Genomic DNA, 21,975 nt, shown 5'->3' with positions numbered 1-21,975 from the left:
TCAGCAGAGTTGCAAGCTAAGCGCGAGGCTTACTTGACAGCCCAACCGGTCAGCTCGGCCAGGGCCTTGCCGATGTCTGCCAGCGAACGCACGGTTTTAACGCCTGCGTCTTGCAGAGCAGCGAATTTCTCGTCTGCAGTGCCTTTGCCGCCAGAGATGATTGCGCCAGCATGGCCCATGCGCTTGCCCGGAGGAGCAGTCACACCAGCGATGTAGGAAACAACCGGCTTGGTCACGTGTGCCTTGATGTAGGCAGCCGCTTCTTCTTCAGCCGAACCGCCGATCTCACCGATCATCACGATCGCTTCGGTCTTCGGGTCTTCCTGGAACAGCTTCAGGATGTCGATGAAGTTCGAACCCGGGATCGGATCACCACCGATGCCGACGCAAGTCGACTGACCGAAACCGGCGTCAGTAGTCTGCTTCACAGCTTCGTAGGTCAGGGTGCCGGAACGGGAAACGATACCGACCTTGCCTGGCAAGTGAATGTGACCTGGCATGATGCCGATCTTGCATTCGCCTGGGGTGATCACGCCTGGGCAGTTAGGGCCGATCAGGACTACGCCCAGCTCGTCGCACTTAACTTTGGCGTCCAGCATGTCCAGGGTAGGAATGCCTTCGGTGATGCACACGATCAGCTTGATGCCGCCGAAGGCAGCTTCCAGGATCGAGTCCTTGCAGAAAGGAGCCGGAACGTAGATCACGCTGGCGGTGGCGCCAGTGGCAGCTACAGCGTCTTTCACGGTGTTGAACACTGGCAGGCCCAGGTGCTCGGTGCCGCCTTTGCCTGGAGTTACACCACCAACCATCTTGGTGCCGTACTCGATGGCTTGCTGGGTGTGGAAACTACCTTGCGAACCGGTAATACCCTGGCAGATAACTTTGGTGTCTTTATTGATCAGGACGCTCATTATTTGCCCTCCGCAGCTTTGACAACTTGTTGAGCAGCGTCGGTCAGGCTGGTAGCAGCGATGATGTTCAAACCGCTTTCTGCCAGTACTTTAGCGCCCAGCTCAGCGTTGTTGCCTTCAAGGCGAACAACAACCGGGATTTTCACGCCGACTTCTTTCACAGCGCCGATGATGCCTTCGGCAATCATGTCGCAACGAACGATGCCGCCGAAGATGTTGACCAGTACTGCAGCGACGTTAGTGTCGGACAGGATGATCTTGAACGCTTCGGTAACGCGTTCCTTGGTAGCACCGCCGCCCACGTCGAGGAAGTTGGCTGGCTTGCCGCCATGCAGGTTGACGATGTCCATGGTACCCATGGCCAGGCCAGCACCGTTGACCATGCAACCGATGTTGCCTTCCAGCGCTACGTAGTTCAGTTCGAACTTGGCAGCGTGCGCTTCGCGCGGATCGTCCTGCGACGGATCGTGGAAAGTCTTCAGCTTAGGCTGACGGTACATGGCGTTGGCGTCGATGTTGATCTTGGCGTCCAGGCAATGCAGATCGCCGTCAGCCTTGATCACCAGCGGGTTCACTTCCAGCAGGGCCAGGTCGTGATCCTTGAACAGTTTGGCCAGACCTACGAAGATCTTGGCGAACTGGGCAACTTGCTTGCCTTCCAGACCCAGCTGGAATGCCAGCTCGCGACCCTGGAATGGCTGAGCGCCAACCAGTGGATCGATAGTGGCTTTCAGAATTTTTTCTGGAGTGTCGTGAGCGATTTTCTCGATGTCCACGCCACCTTCGGTGGAAGCCATGAACACGATGCGACGGCTCGAACGGTCAACGACAGCGCCCAGGTACAGCTCTTTAGCGATATCAGTGCACGATTCAACCAGGATCTTGGTGACTGGCTGGCCATTGGCGTCAGTCTGGTAAGTCACCAGACGCTTGCCCAGCCACTGCTGTGCGAAGGCTTTGGCGTCTTCTTTGCTGCGAACCAGCTTTACGCCGCCCGCTTTACCGCGACCACCGGCGTGGACCTGGGCTTTGACAACCCACTCGCTGCCGCCGATTTTGTCGCAAGCTTCTGCTGCTGCTTCCGGGGTGTCTACTGCATAACCAGTGGAAACTGGCAGGCCGTATTCAGCGAACAGCTGCTTACCCTGATACTCGTGAAGATTCATGCTTTTTACCGTCTTCGTTAGGTACTGCGCATTCGGTGCTGCACTCATTCAAGTGCCGCACCACCTGTGACTGCTGCTTGCATAGCCTTTCCGGGTACCCGGTGCAGCTATGCAAGACTGCGTCCAGCGGATATTCCGCGGTGAGTCTTGCATGCAAGGCTCACGACGGGCCAAACCGCCGTGGTTTCTTATTATGTCTTAACGCTTCTTGCGGTTGGCGATGTGAATAGCGCCGCCATTCACTGCCAAAGCAGCTTCGTGCAAGGCTTCAGACAGGGTCGGATGGGAGAAAACCATCATGCCCAGGTCTTCAGCGCTGGTGCCGAATTCCATACCGATCGCGCCCTGCTGAACCAGTTCTGCAGCGCTTGGGCCAATCACGTGGACGCCCAGTACGCGGTCTGTCTTGGCATCTGCGATGACCTTGACGAAACCACCGGTGTCGTTGGCAGCCATGGCACGGCCGGAGGCTGCGAACGGGAAGGTGCCGACGTTAACTTCAACGCCTTCAGCTTTCAAGGCCTGCTCGGTTTTACCGACCCACGCGATTTCCGGGTGAGTATAAATAACCGAAGGGATCAGGTCATAGTTCATCTGGGCCTTGTGGCCCTTGATGCGCTCGACAACCATGATGCCCTCTTCCGAGGCCTTGTGCGCCAGCATCATGCCGCGAACCACGTCACCGATGGCGTAGACGCCCGGTACGGTGGTGGCGCAGTGATCGTCAACGTGCACGAAACCGCGCTCGTCCAGGGTCACGCCGCAGTCGGCTGCCAGCAGATCAGTGGTCACCGGACGGCGACCAACGGCTACGATCAGCTTGTCGAAAGTGATGTTCTGTTCGCCCTTGGCATCGGTGTAGTTCACCACGACTTCGTCGCCGTTCACTTTGGAACCGGTTACGCGAGCGCCCAGCTTGATGTCCAGACCCTGCTTGGTCAGGGTTTTCAGCGCTTCCTTGGAAACAGCGGTATCCGCTGCCATCAGGAAGGTGTCCAGGGCTTCCAGGACAGTCACTTCCGCGCCCAGACGCGACCAGACCGAACCCAATTCCAGACCGATCACGCCAGCGCCGATCACGCCCAGACGCTTAGGCACGGACTGGAATTCCAGGGCGCCAGTCGAATCGACGATCACATTCTGGTCAACCGGAGCTGGCGGAATGTCGATCGGACGCGAACCTGGAGCCAGGATGACGTTTTCGGCTTCGATGATTTCTACCGAGCCATCAGGCTTGGTGACTTCGACTTTCTTGCCGGCCAGCAGCTTGCCGTGACCCTGGATAGAGGTCACACCGTTGGCTTTGAACAGGGTCGCAACGCCGGAGGTCAGGCCTTTGACGATGTTGGCCTTGCGGCCGACCATCGCTGGCACGTCCATGGTCACGCCAGCGTGATTGATACCGTGGATCGCGAAACCGTCCTGGGCTTCGTGGAATTTCCACGAGCTGTCCAGCAGGGCCTTGGATGGAATGCAGCCGACGTTCAGGCAAGTACCGCCCAGAGCCAGTTTGCCTTCCTTGTCGGTGTACTTCTCGATGCAGGCAGTGCTGAGGCCCAGCTGAGCGGCCTTGATGGCAGCCACGTAACCGCCAGGGCCCGCGCCGATCACTACTACGTCAAATTTCTGCGACATTCAAAAAATCCTCTTTAGCGAAAAGCTTCAAGCCGCGAGCGGCAAGCCAGGCTGCGGGTTTTCCGACAGCACGGGCTTGCAGCTCATGGCTGCTTCTATCAGATATCCAGCAACAGACGAGCCGGATCTTCCAGCAGGTTCTTGATGGTCACCAGGAAGGTCACAGCTTCTTTGCCATCGATCAGACGGTGATCGTAGGACAGTGCCAGGTACATCATCGGACGGATAACGACCTGACCGTTGATGGCCATCGGACGCTGGATGATGTTGTGCATGCCCAGGATGGCGGCTTGTGGCGGGTTGACGATCGGGGTCGACATCATCGAACCGAAAGTACCACCGTTGGTGATGGTGAAAGTACCACCGGTCATTTCGTCCATCGACAGTTTGCCGTCGCGGGCTTTCTTGCCGAAGGTGGCGATGCCGCCTTCGATTTCAGCCAGGCTCATCAGTTCGGCGTTACGCAGAACCGGTACAACCAGGCCGCGATCGCTGGAAACTGCAACGCCGACGTCAGCGTAGCCGTGGTAAACGATGTCGCCACCGTCGATCGAGGCGTTGACAGCCGGGAAGCGTTTCAGCGCTTCGGTGGCCGCTTTCACGAAGAACGACATGAAGCCCAGGCGCACGCCGTTGTGGGACTTCTCGAACAGGTCCTTGTACTTCGAACGCAGTGCCATGACTTCAGTCATGTCGACTTCGTTGAAAGTGGTCAGCATCGCCATGTTCGATTGAGCTTCAACCAGACGCTTGGCCACGGTGGCACGAACGCGGGTCATCGGTACGCGCTTCTCGATGCGATCGCCAGCGGCAAACACAGGAGCAGCGGCAGCCGGAGCAGCAGCCTTGGCAGGTGCGGCAGCAGGAGCAGCTTTCTTGGCTTCGACAGCGGCAACCACGTCTTCCTTGGTTACACGACCATCTTTGCCGGTGCCTTTGACGGAAGCCAGGTTGATGCCGTTTTCTTCGGCCAGCTTGCGAGCAGCTGGAGCTGCGATAGCGTCTTCGTCAGCGCCGGCAGCTGGAGCAGCGGCAGCAGCGGCCGGAGCAGCAGCGGCAGCCGGAGCGGCAGCAGCAGCGCCGCCTTCAACGATGGAGCCCAGGACTTCGTCGGACAGAACGGTTTCGCCTTCGTTCTTGACGATAGCGCCCAGCACGCCGTCAGCGGTAGCCAGCACTTCCAGCACGACTTTGTCGGTTTCGATGTCGACAATCAGTTCGTCGCGCTTGACCGCGTCGCCCGGTTGCTTGTGCCAGGTGGCAACGGTGCCATCGGCAACCGATTCCGGGAAAGTGGGGGCTTTGATCTCGATAGCCATTGTCTGTGGTTCCTTAAATTCGGTTTCAGGTGCGCGAAGGCGTTAAACAGTAAAGGCGTCTTGCAGCAGTTTTTCCTGCTGTTCGGCGTGCATCGATGCGTAACCGCATGCTGGTGCAGCAGAAGCCTCGCGGCCCGCGTACTCGAGTACGAGAGACTTGTTGAGGTTGCTGATGCTGCGACGCATGTGGTGTTGGCTGCAGTACCACGCACCCTGGTTCATCGGCTCTTCCTGACACCAGACGGCAGCTTTGACGTTGGTGTAAGGCGCCAGGACTTCTTTCAAGTCGTCCTCAGGGAATGGGTACAGCTGCTCGATACGCACGACAGCGATGTCGTCACGACCTTCGGCACGGCGTTTTTCCAGCAGGTCGTAGTAGACCTTGCCGCTACACAGAACAACGCGCTCGACCTTTTTCGGGTCTTGGGCATCGATTTCCGGGATGACGGTCTGGAACGAACCTTCGGCCAGATCTTCCAGCGTCGAGATGGCCAGCTTGTGGCGCAACAGCGACTTCGGAGTCAGAACGATCAAAGGCTTGCGCAGCGGGCGAATCACCTGGCGACGCAGCAAATGATAGATCTGTGCCGGCGTAGTCGGCACGGCTACCTGAATGTTGTGCTCGGCGCACAGCTGCAGGTAACGTTCCAGACGCGCCGAGGAGTGCTCCGGCCCCTGACCTTCGTAACCGTGCGGCAGCAACATGGTCAGACCGCACAGACGGCCCCACTTGTGCTCGCCACTGGTGATGAACTGGTCGATAACTACCTGGGCACCGTTGGCGAAGTCGCCGAACTGGGCTTCCCAGATCACCAGCGCATCAGGCGTGGTGGTCGAGTAACCATATTCGAACGCCAGTACGGCCTCTTCGGACAGGAACGAATCGTACAGGTCGAAACGTGGCTGGCCGTCGTACAGGTTCTGCAACGGGATGTAGGTGCCCGCGTCTTTCTGGTTGTGCAGGACAGCATGACGGTGCGAGAACGTACCGCGACCGATGTCCTGGCCAGTCATGCGAATCGGGTGACCTTCGAACGCCAGGGTCGCGTACGCCATGGTTTCGGCGTAACCCCAGTTGATCGGCAGGCCGCCGGCTTGCATCTTCTGGCGGTCTTCGTAGATCTTGGCAACCTGGCGCTGGACCACGAAGCCTTCCGGGATTTCCAGCAGCTTGGCGGACAGTTCCTGCAAGGTCTTGAGGTCGAAGCGAGTGTCGTGACGTGCGGTCCAGGCGTGGCCCAGATACGGACGCCAGTCCACGAACAGCTCTTTGTTCGGCTCTTTGACCAGGCTTTTCACTACGTGCAGACCGTTGTCCAGCGCATTGCGGTATTCGTCGACTTTCGCCTGAACACGCTCTGCGTCGAGCACACCGCCCTGGGTCAGACGATCGGCATACAGCTCACGGGTGGTGCGCTGCTTGGTGATCTGCTGATACATGATCGGCTGGGTGCCGCTTGGCTCGTCGGCCTCGTTGTGGCCGCGACGACGGTAGCAGACCAGGTCGATCACCACGTCACGCTTGAACTGCATGCGGTAGTCGATGGCCAGCTGGGTCACGAACAATACGGCTTCCGGATCATCACCATTCACATGGAGGATCGGCGCCTGGATCATTTTCGCAACGTCGGTCGCGTACTCGGTGGAACGCGAGTCCAGCGGGTTGCTGATGGTGAAACCGACCTGGTTGTTGATCACGATGTGCACGGTACCGCCGGTCTTGAAACCGCGGGTCTGCGACATCTGGAAGGTTTCCATGACCACGCCCTGACCTGCGAAAGCAGCGTCACCGTGGATGGAGATCGGCAGAACCTTCTCACCGGTCGGGTCGTTACGACGATCCTGACGGGCGCGAACCGAACCCTCGACCACCGGGGAAACAATTTCCAGGTGGGACGGGTTGAACGCCATGGCCAGGTGAACTTCACCGCCGGAGGTCATTACGTTGGACGAGAAGCCCTGGTGGTATTTCACGTCACCGGAACCCAGCTCGACCTTCTTCTTGCCTTCGAACTCGTCGAACAGCTCACGCGGGTTCTTGCCGAAGGTGTTGACCAGCACGTTCAGACGGCCACGGTGGGCCATGCCGATGACGATTTCCTTGGTGCCGTAGGAACCGGAACGCTGGATCAGCTCGTCGAGCATCGGAATCAGGCTTTCGCCGCCTTCCAGACCGAAACGCTTGGTACCCGGGTATTTGGTGCCCAGGTATTTTTCCAGGCCTTCACCGGCGGTCACGCGCTCAAGCAGGTGGCTCTTGATGTCGGCGGAGTACGTCGGACGACCGCGCACGCTTTCCAGACGCTGCTGGAACCACTGGCGCTGCTCGGAATCGGTGATGTGCGTGAACTCAGCGCCGATGGTGCGGCAATATGTCTGCTGCAACGCTTCGTGAATTTCGCGTAGGCTCGCTTCCTCTTTGCCGATGAACAGGTCGCCGGCACGGAAGGTCGTATCAAGATCGGCATTGGTCAAGCCGTAATGATTGATCGACAGGTCTGCAGGTGCAGGACGCTGCCACAGTCCCAGCGGGTCAAGCTGGGCTGCCTGGTGGCCACGCATACGGTAGGCCTGGATCAATCGCAGCACTTCAACTTGCTTCTTCTCGTGCTCACTGCTCACGCTGCCGGCGGAAACCGGTTGGGCGCGGCGCTGGTTCTTTGCCAGCAAGACGAAATGATCGCGAATTGTGGAGTGCGAAACATCGGTGGCAGAGTTGCCGTCAGCAGGCAACTTCTGGAAGTAGGTGCGCCACTCTTCTGGCACAGCGTTAGGGTCGTGCAGGTAGAGCTCGTAAAGCTCTTCCACATAGGCAGCGTTACTACCGGATAGGTAGGCACTGTTCCACATGCGCTGCATCACGCTTTCTTGCATGCTTGGTCACCCTCGGTTAGGGGAACACCATCGGTGTCGACACCGAGCAAACTTGCAGAAGTCCGAATGCAGCGACCAAAACAAGCCACTAGGATCACACTGATAGTCCGGGTACCAGCCCGGATGCCCCTGCTTGTCTCATTTCTTCAAAATAAGAGCCGCAGCCTTTTAGGCTGCTGCTCAGGTTAAAACTACGGCGCCGGTTGAAGCCTGCGCCGCAGCATCTACGGGTACAACGGGTACAGCAGCTGAATCACACGCCGCTTGAGAGCAACATGTTACGGATGTGACCGATGGCCTTAGTCGGGTTCAGGCCTTTCGGACATACGTTGACGCAGTTCATGATCCCGCGGCAGCGGAATACGCTGAACGGGTCATCCAGCGAAGCCAGACGCTCGGACGTCTTGGTATCACGGCTATCTGCCAGGAAGCGGTACGCTTGCAGCAGGGCAGCCGGACCCAGGAACTTGTCCGGGTTCCACCAGAAGGACGGGCAGGAAGTCGAGCAGCAAGCGCACAGGATGCACTCGTACAGACCGTCCAGCTTTTCACGTTCTTCAGGGGACTGCAGACGCTCGATGGCCGGAGCCGGCGTGTCGTTCTGCAGGTATGGCTTAACCTTTTCGTATTGCTTGTAGAAGATGCTCATATCGACGACCAGGTCACGGATAACCGGCAAACCTGGCAGAGGACGAACGATCAACTTGTTACCTTTTACGACAGCGGACAGCGGCGTGACGCATGCCAGGCCGTTTTTGCCGTTGATGTTCATGCCGTCGGAACCGCAAACACCTTCACGGCAAGAGCGACGATAGGAGAAACCCTCGTCCTGCTCTTTGATCAGGGCCAGCACGTCCAGCACCATCAGGTCTTTACCACCGGTATCAACCTGGAATTCCTGCATGAACGGCGCGGCGTCCTGATCAGGGTTGTAACGATAAACGCTGACTTGCAACATGGCGGCCACCCTTAATAAGTCCGAATCTTAGGTTCAAAAGTCGGAACAGTCTTCGGCGAGAAGTTCACGGCACGCTTGGTCACGCGCTTGTCACCCGGGAAGTACAGGGTGTGGCACAGCCAGTTTTCATCGTCACGATCTTCGAAGTCTTCACGGGCGTGAGCACCACGGGACTCCTTACGTACTTCTGCAGCGATGGCGGTGGCTTCGGCCACTTCCAGCAGGTTCTGCAGCTCCAGAGCTTCGATACGTGCAGTGTTGAACGCCTGCGACTTATCGTTGATCTTCACGCTGGCGATGCGCTTGCGCAGGTCAGCCAGCTGGGCAATACCCTTCTGCATGTATTCGCCGGTACGGAATACACCGAAGTAGTTCTGCATGCAGTTCTGCAGCTCGCGACGCAGGGTAGCCACGTCTTCGCCTTCGGTACGGCTGTTCAGAGCGTTCAGGCGCGACAGTGCAGCTTCGATATCGGCTTCGGTAGCGTCGTCGTATTCGATGCCGTCGGTCAGTGCTTTTTCCAGGTGCAGGCCGGCAGCGCGACCGAATACCACCAGGTCGAGCAACGAGTTGCCGCCCAGACGGTTGGCACCGTGAACCGATACGCAAGCCACTTCACCCACTGCGAACAGGCCAGGGATGATTTCGTCGACGCCTTCGCCGTTCTGGGTGATCGCCTGGCCATGAATGTTGGTGGCAACGCCGCCCATCATATAGTGGCAAGTCGGAACAACCGGAACCGGAGCAACAACCGGGTCAACGTGGGCAAAAGTCTTCGACAGTTCGCAGATACCTGGCAGACGGCTGTGCAGCACTTCCTCGCCCAGGTGGTCGAGCTTGAGCATCACGTGGTCGCCATTCGGACCGCAACCATTGCCGGCGATGATCTCTTTAACCATAGAACGGGCAACCACGTCACGACCGGCAAGGTCTTTGGCGTTCGGAGCATAACGCTCCATGAAACGCTCGCCGTGCTTGTTGATCAGGTATCCACCTTCACCACGGCAACCTTCGGTAACCAGTACACCGGCGCCGGCGATACCGGTCGGGTGGAACTGCCACATTTCGATGTCTTGTACCGGTACACCGGCACGCAGCGCCATGCCAACGCCGTCACCGGTGTTGATCAGGGCGTTGGTGGTCGAAGCGTAGATACGACCTGCACCGCCGGTAGCCAGTACGGTGGCCTTGGCACGGATGTAGGTGGTTTCGCCGGTTTCGATGCAGATGGCAATCACGCCGACGAACTCGCCTTCGCCGTTCTTCACCAGATCGACAGCGTAGTACTCGTTCAGGAACACGGTACCGGCTTTCAGGTTGCCCTGATAAAGGGTGTGCAGCAGTGCGTGACCGGTACGGTCGGACGCAGCGCAAGTACGCGCAGCCTGGCCGCCTTTACCGTAGTCCTTGGACTGACCGCCGAATGGGCGCTGGTAGATACGACCTTGCTCGGTACGCGAGAACGGCATACCCATGTGGTCCAGCTCGTAAACGGCAGCCGGGCCTTCCTGACACATGTACTCGATAGCGTCCTGGTCACCGATGTAGTCGGAACCCTTGACGGTATCGTACATGTGCCAGCGCCAGTCATCGTTCGGGTCAGCGGACGCGATGGCGCAGGTGATGCCGCCCTGGGCGGATACAGTGTGCGAACGGGTCGGGAAAACCTTGGTGATCACGGCAGTCTTGTGACCGCCCTGCGCCAGTTGCAGCGCTGCGCGCATGCCGGCACCGCCACCACCAATAATGATGGCGTCGAAAGAAATCGTTGGAATGTTAGCCATGACTCAGATACCCCAGAGAATCTGCACGCCCCAGACGAAGTAAGCGAACATCGCAACGCCGCAGACTGCCTGGAAAAGGAAACGTATAGCCGTCGCGGACTTGCCGAACGCCATTGGCGTTAGGTAGTCGGTCGCGATGGTCCACATGCCGACCCAGGCGTGAGCGCCGAGGGCAACGAGGGCCAGGAGGCTGAAGATACGCATTCCGTTGTGGGCGAACAGTTCATGCCACTGGGCGTAATCGAGGCCAGGGTTGGCCACGATGTATCCGATCAGGAAGATGAAGTAAGCCGCGAGAACGACCGCAGACACACGTTGCGCCATCCAGTCATAGAGGCCCGAACGCGACAGGTTCGTGACGTTAGTTACCATATCCAAACTCCTGCCAGAACGATTACCACCACGGAAACGGCGATAACGATTTTCGAGCCCAGCTTGCCGCCTTCCAGCGTCTCACCGATGCCCATGTCCATGATCAAATGGCGCACACCGGCTACCAGGTGATAAAGCAGAGCGGACAGGATGCCCCATGTCACTAGCTTGGCTAGCGGACTGGTCAGACACGCTTTCACCTGACCGAAGCCTTCCTCGGAACTCAGCGACTTGTCCAATGCGTAAAGCATGATGGCAAGGCACACGAAGAGGATGACACCGGAAATTCGGTGAAGGATGGACGTGTAAGCAGTGACTGGGAGTTTGATGGTCCTTAGGTCTAGGTTTACAGGTCGTTGGCTTTTCACGGCTTTTTTTTCACACTGAAGAGCCCCTAACAATCAGGGCAAAGTTGTTGGGGAGTGCACTGGTCAGGTAACCACCACCCAGGGATGCGACCCCCAATGAAAGCAAGCCCAAAAGCCCTTGGCGGTCGGTGGCCGAGTATAGACAGTTAGGCTACTAATGACAACGCAAACACCTAACCCAAACAGCTGATTGCGCAACCGGCATAAAAGGCGTAAATGGCAGCCAATTTCGAGAAAAAAGTCCGGTTAAAGCCTTCTGGAGCAAGACTTTAGGCAAATTGACATTCGAATTTATCTCACTATAGTGGTGCGGGCCCTGCGTGGGGGGTCTGTCTGATGATTTCAAGCATAAATAGGAGGCCACATGGCTGACAAAAAAGCGCAGTTGATCATCGAGGGCGCAGCCCCCGTCGAGCTGCCCATTTTAACCGGCACCGTTGGTCCCGATGTTATCGATGTTCGGGGCCTGACGGCCACGGGCCGTTTCACCTTTGACCCAGGCTTCATGTCGACCGCCTCGTGCGAGTCGAAGATCACCTATATCGACGGCGACAACGGCATTCTGCTGCACCGCGGCTACCCGATCGAACAGCTGGCTGAAAAGTCGGACTACCTGGAAACCTGCTATCTGCTGCTCAACGGCGAACTGCCGACCGCAGAACAGAAGGCCCAGTTCGTCAGCACCGTGAAGAACCACACCATGGTTCACGAGCAGCTGAAGACCTTCTTCAACGGCTTCCGTCGCGACGCCCACCCAATGGCCGTCATGTGCGGCGTAGTCGGCGCCCTCTCGGCGTTCTACCACGACTCCCTGGACATCAATAACCCGCAGCATCGCGAAATCTCCGCGATCCGCCTGGTTGCCAAGATGCCGACCCTGGCAGCGATGGTTTACAAGTACTCCATGGGCCAACCCATGATGTACCCGCGCAACGACCTGTCGTACGCGGAAAACTTCCTGCACATGATGTTCAACACCCCGTGCGAGATCAAACCGATCAGCCCGGTACTCGCCAAGGCCATGGACCGGATCTTCATCCTCCACGCCGACCACGAGCAGAACGCATCGACTTCCACCGTGCGCCTGGCCGGCTCTTCGGGTGCCAACCCGTTCGCCTGTATCGCCGCCGGTATCGCCGCACTGTGGGGCCCCGCCCATGGCGGTGCGAACGAAGCCGTTCTGACCATGCTCGATGAAATTGGCGATGTCTCGAACATCGACAAGTACATCGCCAAGGCCAAGGACAAGAACGATCCGTTCAAACTGATGGGCTTCGGTCACCGCGTTTACAAAAACCGCGACCCGCGCGCCACGGTAATGAAGCAGACCTGCGACGAAGTGTTGAAGGAACTGGGCATCCAGAACGATCCGCAACTCGAACTGGCCATGCGCCTGGAAGAGATCGCCCTGACCGACCCGTACTTCATCGAGCGCTCGCTGTACCCGAACGTCGACTTCTACTCGGGGATCATCCTCAAGGCAATCGGCATTCCAACCAGCATGTTCACCGTGATCTTCGCCCTGGCGCGGACCGTCGGTTGGATCTCCCACTGGAAGGAAATGCTCTCCAGCCCGTACAAGATCGGCCGTCCGCGCCAGTTGTACACCGGCTACGAGTCGCGAGACATCACCAAGCTGGAAGACCGCAAGTAAGCGCTGTCTTGCTGTAGGGTGTTGAGCTGTACCGGGAACGGCCTCTGCTTTTTATATAAAGAGCAGGAGGCTGTTTTTGTTTGTGGGCTTTTTTTGCTGGTGTACATATCCGTTTTTTGCGGTAGCGGCCACTTACGGTTCCGCCCTTACGGCGGGTCACTTTCGAAAAGCGCGAAAGTAACCAAAGCGCTTTTGCCCCTGACATTCGGTGCCTCGCCTAGGCTCGGCATGCCCTCGCTCCGGTCCTGCTCCGTGGGCCCGCCGCCATCGGCCATCCATGGCCGGGGGCGGCTAACCCGGCATCCATGCCGGGTTGCCCACTGCGCAGAACCTCCACTCGGCCTCACGAGGGGACGTACACCGCAACAGCGCCCGAGGCGGCCTACCGGCCGGCCTGTTTGCTGGGTGCGTTCGTCTGCAGGGTACCTGGTCGACTGGCAGGCCGTCATCGCGAGCAAGCTCGCTCCCACAGTTGATCCGGGTATGTCTGAAAGAAATTGGTCGGCTGGTAGGCCGCCATCGCGAGCAAGCTCGCTCCCACAGAAAAGCAAAGGCAGATCGGCGTACACCCACGCTCTTCACCACTCATCAGGCCGAGCGTTAGCTCGCCTGCAGCTCTTGATCTTGATCCACCCGCCCCCTCGGAAGGCTGAGTGGAGGTGTTTATCCGGGGATTGGCGCGCAGCGCCGTTCGACGCAGTCGAACTCATTGCATGTAGGTCGAAGCGAAGCCGACCGGAGGGCAATGCCCCCGGATGAATACCGCAGCGAAGGAACGCCGAGCCTTAGCGAGGGGCCGTACGTTCGGGGCGAGCGTTTTTTTGGTTACTTTTTTTAGGCGCTTGTAAAAAAAGTGACTCGCCGTAAGGGCGAAACCATAAGTCGCCGCTACCGAAGGAATGGATATGTACACCATCAAAAAGCACTCCGCCTGACACAAAGCCTTCGCGAGCAAGCCCGCTCCCACAGTAAATCGGGTACATCCACGAAATTCGGGTCGATTACCGCCCAATAAAAAAAAACCCCGATCTCTCGACCGGGGCATTACGCGTTAGTGCAATTTATATATAAAGCTTTAAAGCCTTAGTGCGAAACAGCACCACTTGCACCCAGGCCAGTCTGCGAACGAACAAACTGCGGGAAGAACAGCGCACGCTCATTATCAGCCGCAGTGGACTTGTCGGTAACCGAGAAGAACCAGATCCCGACAAAGGCAATCATCATCGAGAACAGCGCCGGGTACTCATACGGGAAGATGGCCTTCTCGTGATGCAGGATCTGCACCCAGATGGTCGGACCAAGCACCATCAGACCCACGGCACTGACCAGCCCCATCCAGCCGCCGATCATCGCACCGCGAGTGGTCAGTTTTTTCCAGTACATGGAAAGCAGCAGCACCGGGAAGTTACAGCTCGCTGCGATGGAGAACGCCAGGCCCACCATGAACGCAATGTTCTGGCTCTCGAACAGGATACCCAGACCAATGGCCAGCACCGCCAAGGCGATGGTGGTGATTTTCGAAACGCGAATCTCGTCCTTCTCGTTGGCCTTGCCCTTCTTGATCACGCTGGCATACAGGTCGTGGGACACCGCCGAAGCACCGGCCAGGGTCAGACCGGCAACCACTGCCAGAATGGTCGCGAACGCCACCGCCGAGATGAAGCCCAGGAAAATGCTGCCACCCACCGCGTTGGCCAGGTGCACCGCCGCCATGTTGTTACCACCCAGCAAGGCGCCAGCAGCGTCTTTGAAGGCAGGGTTGGTACTGACCAGCAGGATCGCGCCGAAGCCGATGATGAAGGTCAGGATGTAGAAGTAGCCAATGAAGCCGGTTGCGTACAACACGCTCTTGCGAGCTTCTTTTGCGTCACTCACGGTGAAGAAGCGCATCAGGATGTGTGGCAGACCAGCAGTACCGAACATCAGCGCCAGACCGAGGGAGAACGCCGAGATCGGATCTTTCACAAGGCCGCCCGGGCTCATGATCGCTTCAGCTTTCGGGTGAACCTTGATTGCCTCGGAGAACAGCATGTTGAAGTCGAAGTTGACGTGCTTCATCACCATCAGCGCCATGAAGGAGGCGCCGGACAGCAGCAAAACTGCCTTGATGATCTGCACCCAGGTGGTCGCCAGCATGCCGCCGAACAGCACGTACATGCACATCAGGATACCAACCAGGATCACCGCAACGTGATAATCGAGACCGAACAGCAGCTGGATCAGCTTGCCGGCGCCGACCATTTGCGCGATCAGGTAGAACGCAACCACCACCAGCGAACCGCAAGCGGACAGCGAGCGGATCTGGGTTTGCCCAAGGCGATAGGACGCCACGTCGGCAAAGGTGTATTTACCCAGGTTACGCAGGCGCTCAGCGATCAGGAACAGGATGATCGGCCAGCCCACCAGGAACCCGATCGAGTAGATCAGGCCGTCGTAGCCGGAAGTGAACACCAGCGCGGAAATACCCAGGAAGGACGCCGCGGACATGTAGTCACCGGCAATCGCCAGGCCGTTCTGGAAACCGGTGATCTTGCCGCCCGCCGCGTAGTAGTCGGAAGCCGACTTGTTTTTCTTGGACGCCCAGTAGGTGATGCACAGGGTCGCGCCAACGAATGCGATGAACATCAGAATCGCGGACACGTTAAGGGGTTGTTTCTGCACAGCGCCGGTCAGGGCATCAGCGGCCCAAGCGCCAGGTGCGAACGCTGCGATGCTCAACAGAGCCATTAGACGCCGGATCATTGCTGAGCCTCCTTGAGAATCGCATTGTTCAGGTCGTCGAACTCGCCGTTGGCGCGCCGTACGTAGATACCGGTCAGGATGAAGGCCGAGAGAATCAGACCGACACCGATCGGAATGCCCCAGGTGATCGATGACTCAGGGCTGATTTTCGCCCCCAGTACATGCGGCCCATAAGCAATCAAAAGGATGAATCCGGAGTAAAGCCCTAGCATGATCGCCGAAAGGATCCAGGCGAATCGTTCCCTCTTGCTAACCAGCTCCTTGAAGCGCGGGCTGTTTTGAATCGAGAGGTAAATGCTGTCGTTCATTGTTTTTATCCTCGCAGCACAGATTTAGTTGGAACGGTCTCCACTCTATGCGGCTGCGGGGCAGGTTCCAGACGACCTTAGTCTTAGAACCCCATGACGGATTCGCCAATTTCAAGCATGAACAAAATAAATGTGGGAGCGGGCTTGCTCGCGAAGGCATCATGTCAGTCAACTTTCAGTCAACTGACAGACAGCCTTCGCGAGCAAGCCCGCTCCCACAGGTAAAAGCGAGGCGACTGTTACTTGACCCAGTCAGCCACACGCTCAGGGTGCTTGGCGATCCAATCCTTCGCCGCGGCTTCAGGCTTGGCACCGTCCTGAATCGCCAGCATGACCTGACCGATTTCGTCCTTGGAGGCCCACTGGAAGTTCTTCAGGAACTTGGCCACTTCCGGCGCCTTGGCTTCCAGGCCCTTGCTACCGATGCTGTTCACGGTTTCAGCCGCGCCGTACACGCCTTTCGGGTCTTCGAGGAAGCGCAGTTTCCACTTGGCGAACATCCAGTGCGGCACCCAGCCGGTCACTGCGATGGATTCGTTCTTCTTCTCGGCACGGGTCAGCTCGGCGATCATGCCGGCGCCGGAACTGGCCTTGAGTTGATAGCCGGTCAGGTCGTAGTCCTTGATCGCCTGGTCGGTCTTGAGCATCACGCCTGAACCGGCGTCGATGCCGACGATGCGGTTCTTGAAGGTGTCGTCGGTCTTGAGGTCCTCAATGGACTTGGCCTTGACGTACTCCGGCACGATCAGGCCGATTTTCGCGTCCTTGAAGTTCGGGCCGTAGTCGACGACCTGATCCTTGTTCTTCGCCCAGTACTCACCGTGGGTCACCGGCAGCCAGGCCGACAACATGGCGTCGAGTTTTCCGGTGGCCACGCCCTGCCACATGATCCCGGTAGCGACGGCTTGCAGCTTCACGTCATAACCGAGTTTCTGCCTGATCACTTCAGCAGCCACGTTGGTCGTGGCGACACTGTCCGACCAGCCATCGACATAACCAAGCGTCACGTCCTTGCCAGCGGCGCTTGCCACGGTCGAACTGATCGCCAGCACCAAAGCCGCACCTGCGCCCAAGAGTCGTCGCATCTTCATCGTTACTTCCCCGAAAGTGCTGCGCTCGACGGATGCCGAGTCGCTTAAACGTATTGTTATGGTGCACAGCGCCCCCATCACGCCCACCGCAAACTCGTTCGAACATCAGCGGAGTACTGACACTTGCGATAATCAACCTGACGCTCATGGCGACCTGCTCTGCCAGCGACCTCAAGGCATCGAGAAACGACATCAGAAAGCCATTAACCCTCTGCGCGACAGACACCCCCCCGCCAATCCGCCCGGACTTTGCATGTCAAAATCATGCAGGCCACCAGACACGCTTTAAATGCAGGTAACATGCGCCGCTTTGTTCCCACACGGCCTGACCATGTCCGCGACCTCCCGCTTCCCTTTTGCTGCTTATCTATTCGCTTGCCTGCTCGGGCTGTTTGCCCTGGGCGGCTTCTGGTACGGCCTCGGCAAACCGGTAATTTTGCCGGACGTGGCCAGCGCGACGCACAAGCTGCAATGCGCCTCCTACACCCCGTTCGACAAGGATCAATCGCCGTTCGACGTGCCATTCAACTTGCGCCCCGAGCGTATGGATGCCGACCTCGCGCTACTGTCCAAAAGCTTCGAATGCATCCGCACCTATTCCATGACCGGCCTGGAAGCCCTGCCGGACCTGGCACGCAAGCATGGCTTGAAGCTGATGATCGGCGCCTGGGTCAACAGCAACCCGGTGGACACCGAGAAAGAAGTCGACCTGCTGATCGCCTCGGCCAACGCCAACCCGGATGTGGTCAGCGCGGTAATCGTCGGCAACGAAACCCTGCTGCGCAAGGAAGTCACCGGCGCGCAACTGGCGAAGCTGATCAACAAGGTCAAGAGCCAGGTCAAACAGCCGGTCACCTACGCCGACGTCTGGGAGTTCTGGCTCAAGCATCCGGAAATCGCCCCCGCCGTGGACTTCCTGACCATTCACTTGCTGCCGTACTGGGAAGACGATCCGTCGAACATCGACGCTGCCCTGCAACATGTGGCCGACATACGCCAGGTATTCGGCAACAAGTTCGCGCCCAAGGATGTGCTGATCGGCGAAACTGGCTGGCCTAGCGAAGGTCGCCAGCGCGAAACGGCCCTGCCGAGCCGCGTCAACGAAGCAAAATTCATTCGCGGTTTTGTTGCCATGGCCGAGCAACAGGGTTGGCATTACAACCTGATCGAAGCCTTCGACCAGCCCTGGAAACGCGCCAGTGAAGGTGCGGTCGGCGGTTACTGGGGGCTATTCGATGCCGATCGCCAGGACAAGGGCGTGCTGGCCGGGCCAGTGACAAACGCCCCGTACTGGACGCAGTGGCTGGCGGTGGGTGGCTTGATCTTCATCGGCACGTTGCTGCTTGGTGGTCGGGTCCGCACGACCCGCTCGGCACTGGTGCTGCCGCTGCTTGGTGCCTTGGCGGCGTGTTCGATCGGCGCCTGGGGTGACCTGGCACGGGTGACCACGCGCTTTACCAGTGAATGGCTATGGGTCGGATTGCTGACCGCTCTGAATCTGCTGGTGCTGGCCCATGCCGCGCTGGCATTGAGCCCTCGCAGCGGATGGCGCGGGCGGGCTTTCGACTTGTTCGAGCGTCGTGCTGGCTGGCTGGTTGCAACAACAGGTTTCGCGGCAGCCGTGATGATGCTGGAACTGGTGCTCGACCCCCGTTATCGCAGCTTCCCGAGCGTCGCGTTCATCGTGCCGGCGTTGGTATATCTGTGCCGCCCGGTGAACGTGCCGCGCCGCGAAATTGCGTTGCTGACCTTCATCATCGGTGCCTGCATTGCGCCGCAGCTGTTCCGCGAAGGCTTGCAGAACCAGCAGGCCTGGGGCTGGGCGCTGGTGTGTGTGTTGATGGTGGCGGCGTTGTGGCGCTGCCTGCGGGTTCGCAAGGGCTAGATCAAAAGATCGCAGCCTGCGGCAGCTCCTCACAGGAATTCGTGTTCCCCTGTAGGAGCTGCCGCAGGCTGCGATCTTTTGATCAACCGATGCGATTCTCCCGAACCAGCCGCAACCCGGCAATCACCACCGCAAACACCGCCAACGTCGTGTTGTACAAGGCCAACGCCGGAAAACCGAGCACTAGCGCCAGCACCGCCAACCACCACCCCGCACGCCCGGACAACACAAAGCCGATCACGGCAGCAGCCAAGGCGCCCCACCCCAGCACCCCGAAGTGAATCATCAGCCCCAGGTTCGAACGCACCTGGCATTCCCAACGACTCGCTTCATCCACGCAAATGCCGACCCACTGCGCATCCTCCATGAAGCCATAACGCACGCCATAACTGGCGGCCAGCCAGGCAGGCAGCAAAACAAGCAGCAGAATCACGGGCAGGCGGCGGGACATGAAATACTCCAATTGGCGAAAAACGGCGGCCAGCTTAATCGCCCCCAAGGGTTTCGCAAGCGATAACAACTGATAACTGGTCATTCAATCGCTGCAAAGTGTATCGTCCAGCTACTATTACTTCGAAATTAAGCCTGTTTGGTGCCGAGGCTTGGCACTTTGGCGCAAATCCGGTGGTCATAGCCTGCGAAATTCATTCGGCACCTTCTTCTAAGGGATTTAGTCATGCTCCGTTCCTTGCGCTTCGCTGCCCTGTTTGGCGGCCTTATATTGAGTGCGTCCGCACTGGCGGTCGACATTGACGCCGCCAGTTACGGCTACCCCCTGACCAACCCGTTCGAGGCGACCATCGCGACCACGCCGCCGGACCTGCGTCCGGAGTTACCCCTGGACGACGATATCGATCAGGAAGTGCGCAGCGTTACCTTGCGTCCGGAACGGGCATTCGAGTTGCCGGACAATTTCTGGGCGGTCAAGAAACTCGACTACCGCATTGCCACGCAGGATCACGCCGCGCCGCTGATTTTCCTGATCGCCGGCACCGGCGCACGCTATGACAGCACCCTGAACGAATACCTGAAGAAGCTCTATTACAAAGCCGGCTACCACGTGGTTCAGTTGTCGTCGCGCACCAGCTATGACTTCATGAGCGCGGCATCACGCTTCGCCACCCCGGGTGTTTCCAAGGAAGACGCCGAAGATCTGTACCGGGTGATGCAGGCCGTGCGGGCACAGAACCCGAAAATGCCGGTTACCGATTACTACCTGACCGGGTACAGCCTGGGTGCCCTGGATGCCGCTTTCGTCGCGCACCTGGACGAAACCCGCCGCAGCTTCAACTTCAAGAAAGTCCTGCTGCTCAACCCGCCGGTCAACCTCTACACCTCGATCACCAACCTCGACAAGCTGGTCCAGACCGAGGTCAAAGGCATCAACACCAGCACCACGTTCTATGAACTGGTACTGGACAAGCTGACCCGCTACTTCCAGCAGAAGGGCTACATCGACCTCAATGACGCCCTGCTCTACGACTTCCAGCAGTCCAAGCAGCACCTGTCCAATGAGCAGATGGCCATGCTGATCGGCACCTCGTTCCGCTTTTCGGCGGCCGACATTGCCTTCACTTCGGACCTGGTCAACCGTCGCGGCCTGATCACCCCACCCAAGTTCCCGATCACCGAGGGCACCAGCCTCACGCCATTCCTCAAGCGAGCGCTGCAATGCGACTTCGACTGCTACATCACCGAACAGGTGATCCCGATGTGGCGCGCCCGCACCGACGGCGGCAGCCTGCTGCAACTGATTGACCAGGTGAGCCTGTATGCGCTGAAGGACTATCTGCACGAAAGCCCGAAAATCGCAGTGATGCACAACGCCGATGACGTGATCCTCGGCCCTGGCGACCTGGGCTTCCTGCGCAAGACTTTCGGTGATCGCCTGACCGTTTACCCGTATGGCGGCCACTGCGGCAACATTAACTACCGCGTCAACAGCGACGCCATGCTGGAGTTTTTCCGTGGCTAAATATCTCCTGCTTTTCGCAGCGTTACTCTGTGCAAGCGTCGCCAATGCCGACAACAGCAAAGCCAACGCCCCCCTGGTCGTCGACAGCGACGGCTTCAAGGAGCCGCTGAGCAAACTCAAATTCAACCCGGGCCTGGATCAGCGCGAGTTCGAACGTTCGACGCTCAACGCGCTGGCCGTCTACGATCCGCTGGAAGAGTGGAATCGGCGCGTCTATCACTTCAACTACCGCTTCGACCAATGGGTGTTCCTGCCGGTGGTCAATGGTTACCGCTACGTCACCCCGAGCTTCCTGCGTACCGGTGTCAGCAACTTCTTCAACAACCTCGGCGACGTGCCGAACCTGATGAACAGCCTGCTGCAACTCAAGGGCCAGCGTTCGCTGGAAATTACCGGGAGACTGCTGCTCAACACCACCATCGGCATCGCCGGCCTGTGGGACCCGGCCACCGCAATGGGCCTGCCCCGCCAGAGCGAAGACTTCGGCCAGACTTTAGGCTTCTACGGCGTGCCGGGCGGCGCTTATTTCGTCCTGCCGATCCTCGGTCCGTCGAACCTGCGTGATACCGGCGGCCTGCTGGTGGATTACTCTGCCGAGAATGCGATCAACTTCCTCAACGTCGCCGAAGTCAGCTCCAATCATCCGGAAGTCTGGATCCTGCGCGGCATCGACAAGCGCCACCAGACCAGCTTCCGCTATGGCCAGATGAACTCGCCATTCGAGTACGATAAAGTGCGTTACGTGTACACCGAAGCGCGCAAGTTGCAGATCGCCGAGTAAACAAGGCTGCCGAAAAACACTGTGGGAGCGGGCTTGCTCCGGGCGGCGTTCCGACGAAAGCGGTGTGTCAGACAACCTTTTTGGTGACTGACACGACCTCTTCGCGAGCAAGTCGGATCGCCGCACCGCCGCTCCCACATTTGTTATGTGCT

Annotated in this window: 17 protein-coding genes; 4 read left to right on the top strand and 13 right to left on the bottom strand. The window is 58.6% G+C overall.

Annotation, left to right across the window (positions count from 1 at the left end):
* Positions 1-29: 29 nt before the first annotated feature.
* The 9 genes from sucD to sdhC form a co-directional block, all read right to left on the bottom strand.
* Positions 30-911: a succinate--CoA ligase subunit alpha gene (gene sucD, locus ACM6G4_RS04265; protein WP_007919877.1), complete on the bottom strand. Its 882-nt coding sequence runs from the start codon at positions 909-911 to the stop codon at positions 30-32.
* The gene (gene sucC, locus ACM6G4_RS04260; RefSeq protein ID WP_007919879.1) at positions 911-2,077 is read right to left on the bottom strand and encodes an ADP-forming succinate--CoA ligase subunit beta; all 1,167 of its coding nucleotides are present in this window, start codon (positions 2,075-2,077) and stop codon (positions 911-913) included. The genes sucD and sucC overlap by 1 nt, the downstream gene beginning before the upstream one ends.
* A 198-nt stretch (positions 2,078-2,275) precedes the next feature.
* Positions 2,276-3,712 carry a dihydrolipoyl dehydrogenase gene (gene lpdA, locus ACM6G4_RS04255; protein ID WP_007998079.1) on the bottom strand — a complete coding sequence of 479 codons (1,437 nt, stop codon included), beginning with the start codon at positions 3,710-3,712 and terminating at the stop codon, positions 2,276-2,278.
* A 98-nt stretch (positions 3,713-3,810) separates the two neighbouring features.
* Positions 3,811-5,031: a 2-oxoglutarate dehydrogenase complex dihydrolipoyllysine-residue succinyltransferase gene (odhB, locus tag ACM6G4_RS04250; RefSeq protein ID WP_056721685.1), complete on the bottom strand. Its 1,221-nt coding sequence runs from the start codon at positions 5,029-5,031 to the stop codon at positions 3,811-3,813.
* Between the two features lie 42 nt (positions 5,032-5,073).
* Positions 5,074-7,905 carry a 2-oxoglutarate dehydrogenase E1 component gene (locus tag ACM6G4_RS04245; RefSeq protein WP_223542121.1) on the bottom strand — a complete coding sequence of 944 codons (2,832 nt, stop codon included), beginning with the start codon at positions 7,903-7,905 and terminating at the stop codon, positions 5,074-5,076.
* A 253-nt stretch (positions 7,906-8,158) separates the two neighbouring features.
* Positions 8,159-8,863, bottom strand: a complete 705-nt coding sequence (locus ACM6G4_RS04240; protein ID WP_008063297.1) for a succinate dehydrogenase iron-sulfur subunit — start codon at positions 8,861-8,863, stop codon at positions 8,159-8,161.
* An 11-nt stretch (positions 8,864-8,874) separates the two neighbouring features.
* Complete coding sequence (gene sdhA, locus ACM6G4_RS04235) at positions 8,875-10,647, bottom strand: succinate dehydrogenase flavoprotein subunit (protein ID WP_414913118.1); 1,773 nt, start codon at positions 10,645-10,647, stop codon at positions 8,875-8,877.
* A 3-nt stretch (positions 10,648-10,650) separates the two neighbouring features.
* Complete coding sequence (gene sdhD, locus ACM6G4_RS04230; protein WP_056721678.1) at positions 10,651-11,019, bottom strand: succinate dehydrogenase, hydrophobic membrane anchor protein; 369 nt, start codon at positions 11,017-11,019, stop codon at positions 10,651-10,653.
* On the bottom strand, positions 11,013-11,387 hold the full coding sequence (gene sdhC / locus ACM6G4_RS04225; protein ID WP_032829628.1) for a succinate dehydrogenase, cytochrome b556 subunit: 375 nt from the start codon (positions 11,385-11,387) through the stop codon (positions 11,013-11,015). Before sdhC ends, sdhD begins: the two co-directional genes overlap by 7 nt.
* Before the next feature lie 364 nt (positions 11,388-11,751).
* Between sdhC and gltA the strand changes: the two genes are divergently transcribed.
* Complete coding sequence (gene gltA, locus ACM6G4_RS04220) at positions 11,752-13,041, top strand: citrate synthase (RefSeq protein WP_056721677.1); 1,290 nt, start codon at positions 11,752-11,754, stop codon at positions 13,039-13,041.
* Positions 13,042-14,124: 1,083 nt separating this feature from the next.
* On the opposite strand, the gene ACM6G4_RS04215 is transcribed toward gltA, so the two are convergent.
* From ACM6G4_RS04215 to ACM6G4_RS04205, 3 genes are all read right to left on the bottom strand, one after another.
* The gene (locus ACM6G4_RS04215; protein ID WP_414913117.1) at positions 14,125-15,783 is read right to left on the bottom strand and encodes a cation acetate symporter; all 1,659 of its coding nucleotides are present in this window, start codon (positions 15,781-15,783) and stop codon (positions 14,125-14,127) included.
* Positions 15,780-16,091: a DUF485 domain-containing protein gene (locus tag ACM6G4_RS04210; RefSeq protein WP_056721673.1), complete on the bottom strand. Its 312-nt coding sequence runs from the start codon at positions 16,089-16,091 to the stop codon at positions 15,780-15,782. The genes ACM6G4_RS04215 and ACM6G4_RS04210 overlap by 4 nt, the downstream gene beginning before the upstream one ends.
* Positions 16,092-16,330: 239 nt before the next feature.
* Positions 16,331-17,182, bottom strand: coding sequence for a glycine betaine ABC transporter substrate-binding protein (locus ACM6G4_RS04205; protein WP_056721670.1), 852 nt, complete (start codon positions 17,180-17,182; stop codon positions 16,331-16,333).
* A 289-nt stretch (positions 17,183-17,471) separates the two neighbouring features.
* Between ACM6G4_RS04205 and ACM6G4_RS04200 the strand changes: the two genes are divergently transcribed.
* On the top strand, positions 17,472-19,067 hold the full coding sequence (locus tag ACM6G4_RS04200) for a beta (1-6) glucans synthase (protein WP_414913116.1): 1,596 nt from the start codon (positions 17,472-17,474) through the stop codon (positions 19,065-19,067).
* An 82-nt stretch (positions 19,068-19,149) separates the two neighbouring features.
* Here the strand turns inward: ACM6G4_RS04200 and ACM6G4_RS04195 are convergent, their stop codons facing one another.
* Positions 19,150-19,518 carry a hypothetical protein gene (locus ACM6G4_RS04195; RefSeq protein ID WP_414913115.1) on the bottom strand — a complete coding sequence of 123 codons (369 nt, stop codon included), beginning with the start codon at positions 19,516-19,518 and terminating at the stop codon, positions 19,150-19,152.
* 225 nt (positions 19,519-19,743) lie between these two features.
* On the opposite strand from ACM6G4_RS04195, the gene ACM6G4_RS04190 reads away from it, so the two are divergent.
* Together ACM6G4_RS04190 and ACM6G4_RS04185 are read left to right on the top strand one after the other, a co-directional pair.
* Complete coding sequence (locus ACM6G4_RS04190) at positions 19,744-21,042, top strand: serine/threonine protein kinase (protein ID WP_414913114.1); 1,299 nt, start codon at positions 19,744-19,746, stop codon at positions 21,040-21,042.
* Positions 21,035-21,823, top strand: a complete 789-nt coding sequence (locus ACM6G4_RS04185; RefSeq protein ID WP_056721662.1) for a VacJ family lipoprotein — start codon at positions 21,035-21,037, stop codon at positions 21,821-21,823. Before ACM6G4_RS04190 ends, ACM6G4_RS04185 begins: the two co-directional genes overlap by 8 nt.
* Positions 21,824-21,975 lie beyond the last annotated feature (152 nt).

Source organism: Pseudomonas sp. IT-P258 (assembly GCF_949767825.1).
Taxonomy (GTDB): Bacteria; Pseudomonadota; Gammaproteobacteria; order Pseudomonadales; family Pseudomonadaceae; genus Aquipseudomonas; species Aquipseudomonas monachiensis.
Note: the sequence above shows the minus strand (reverse complement) of the source record. Positions and strands in the feature narration are given on the sequence as shown.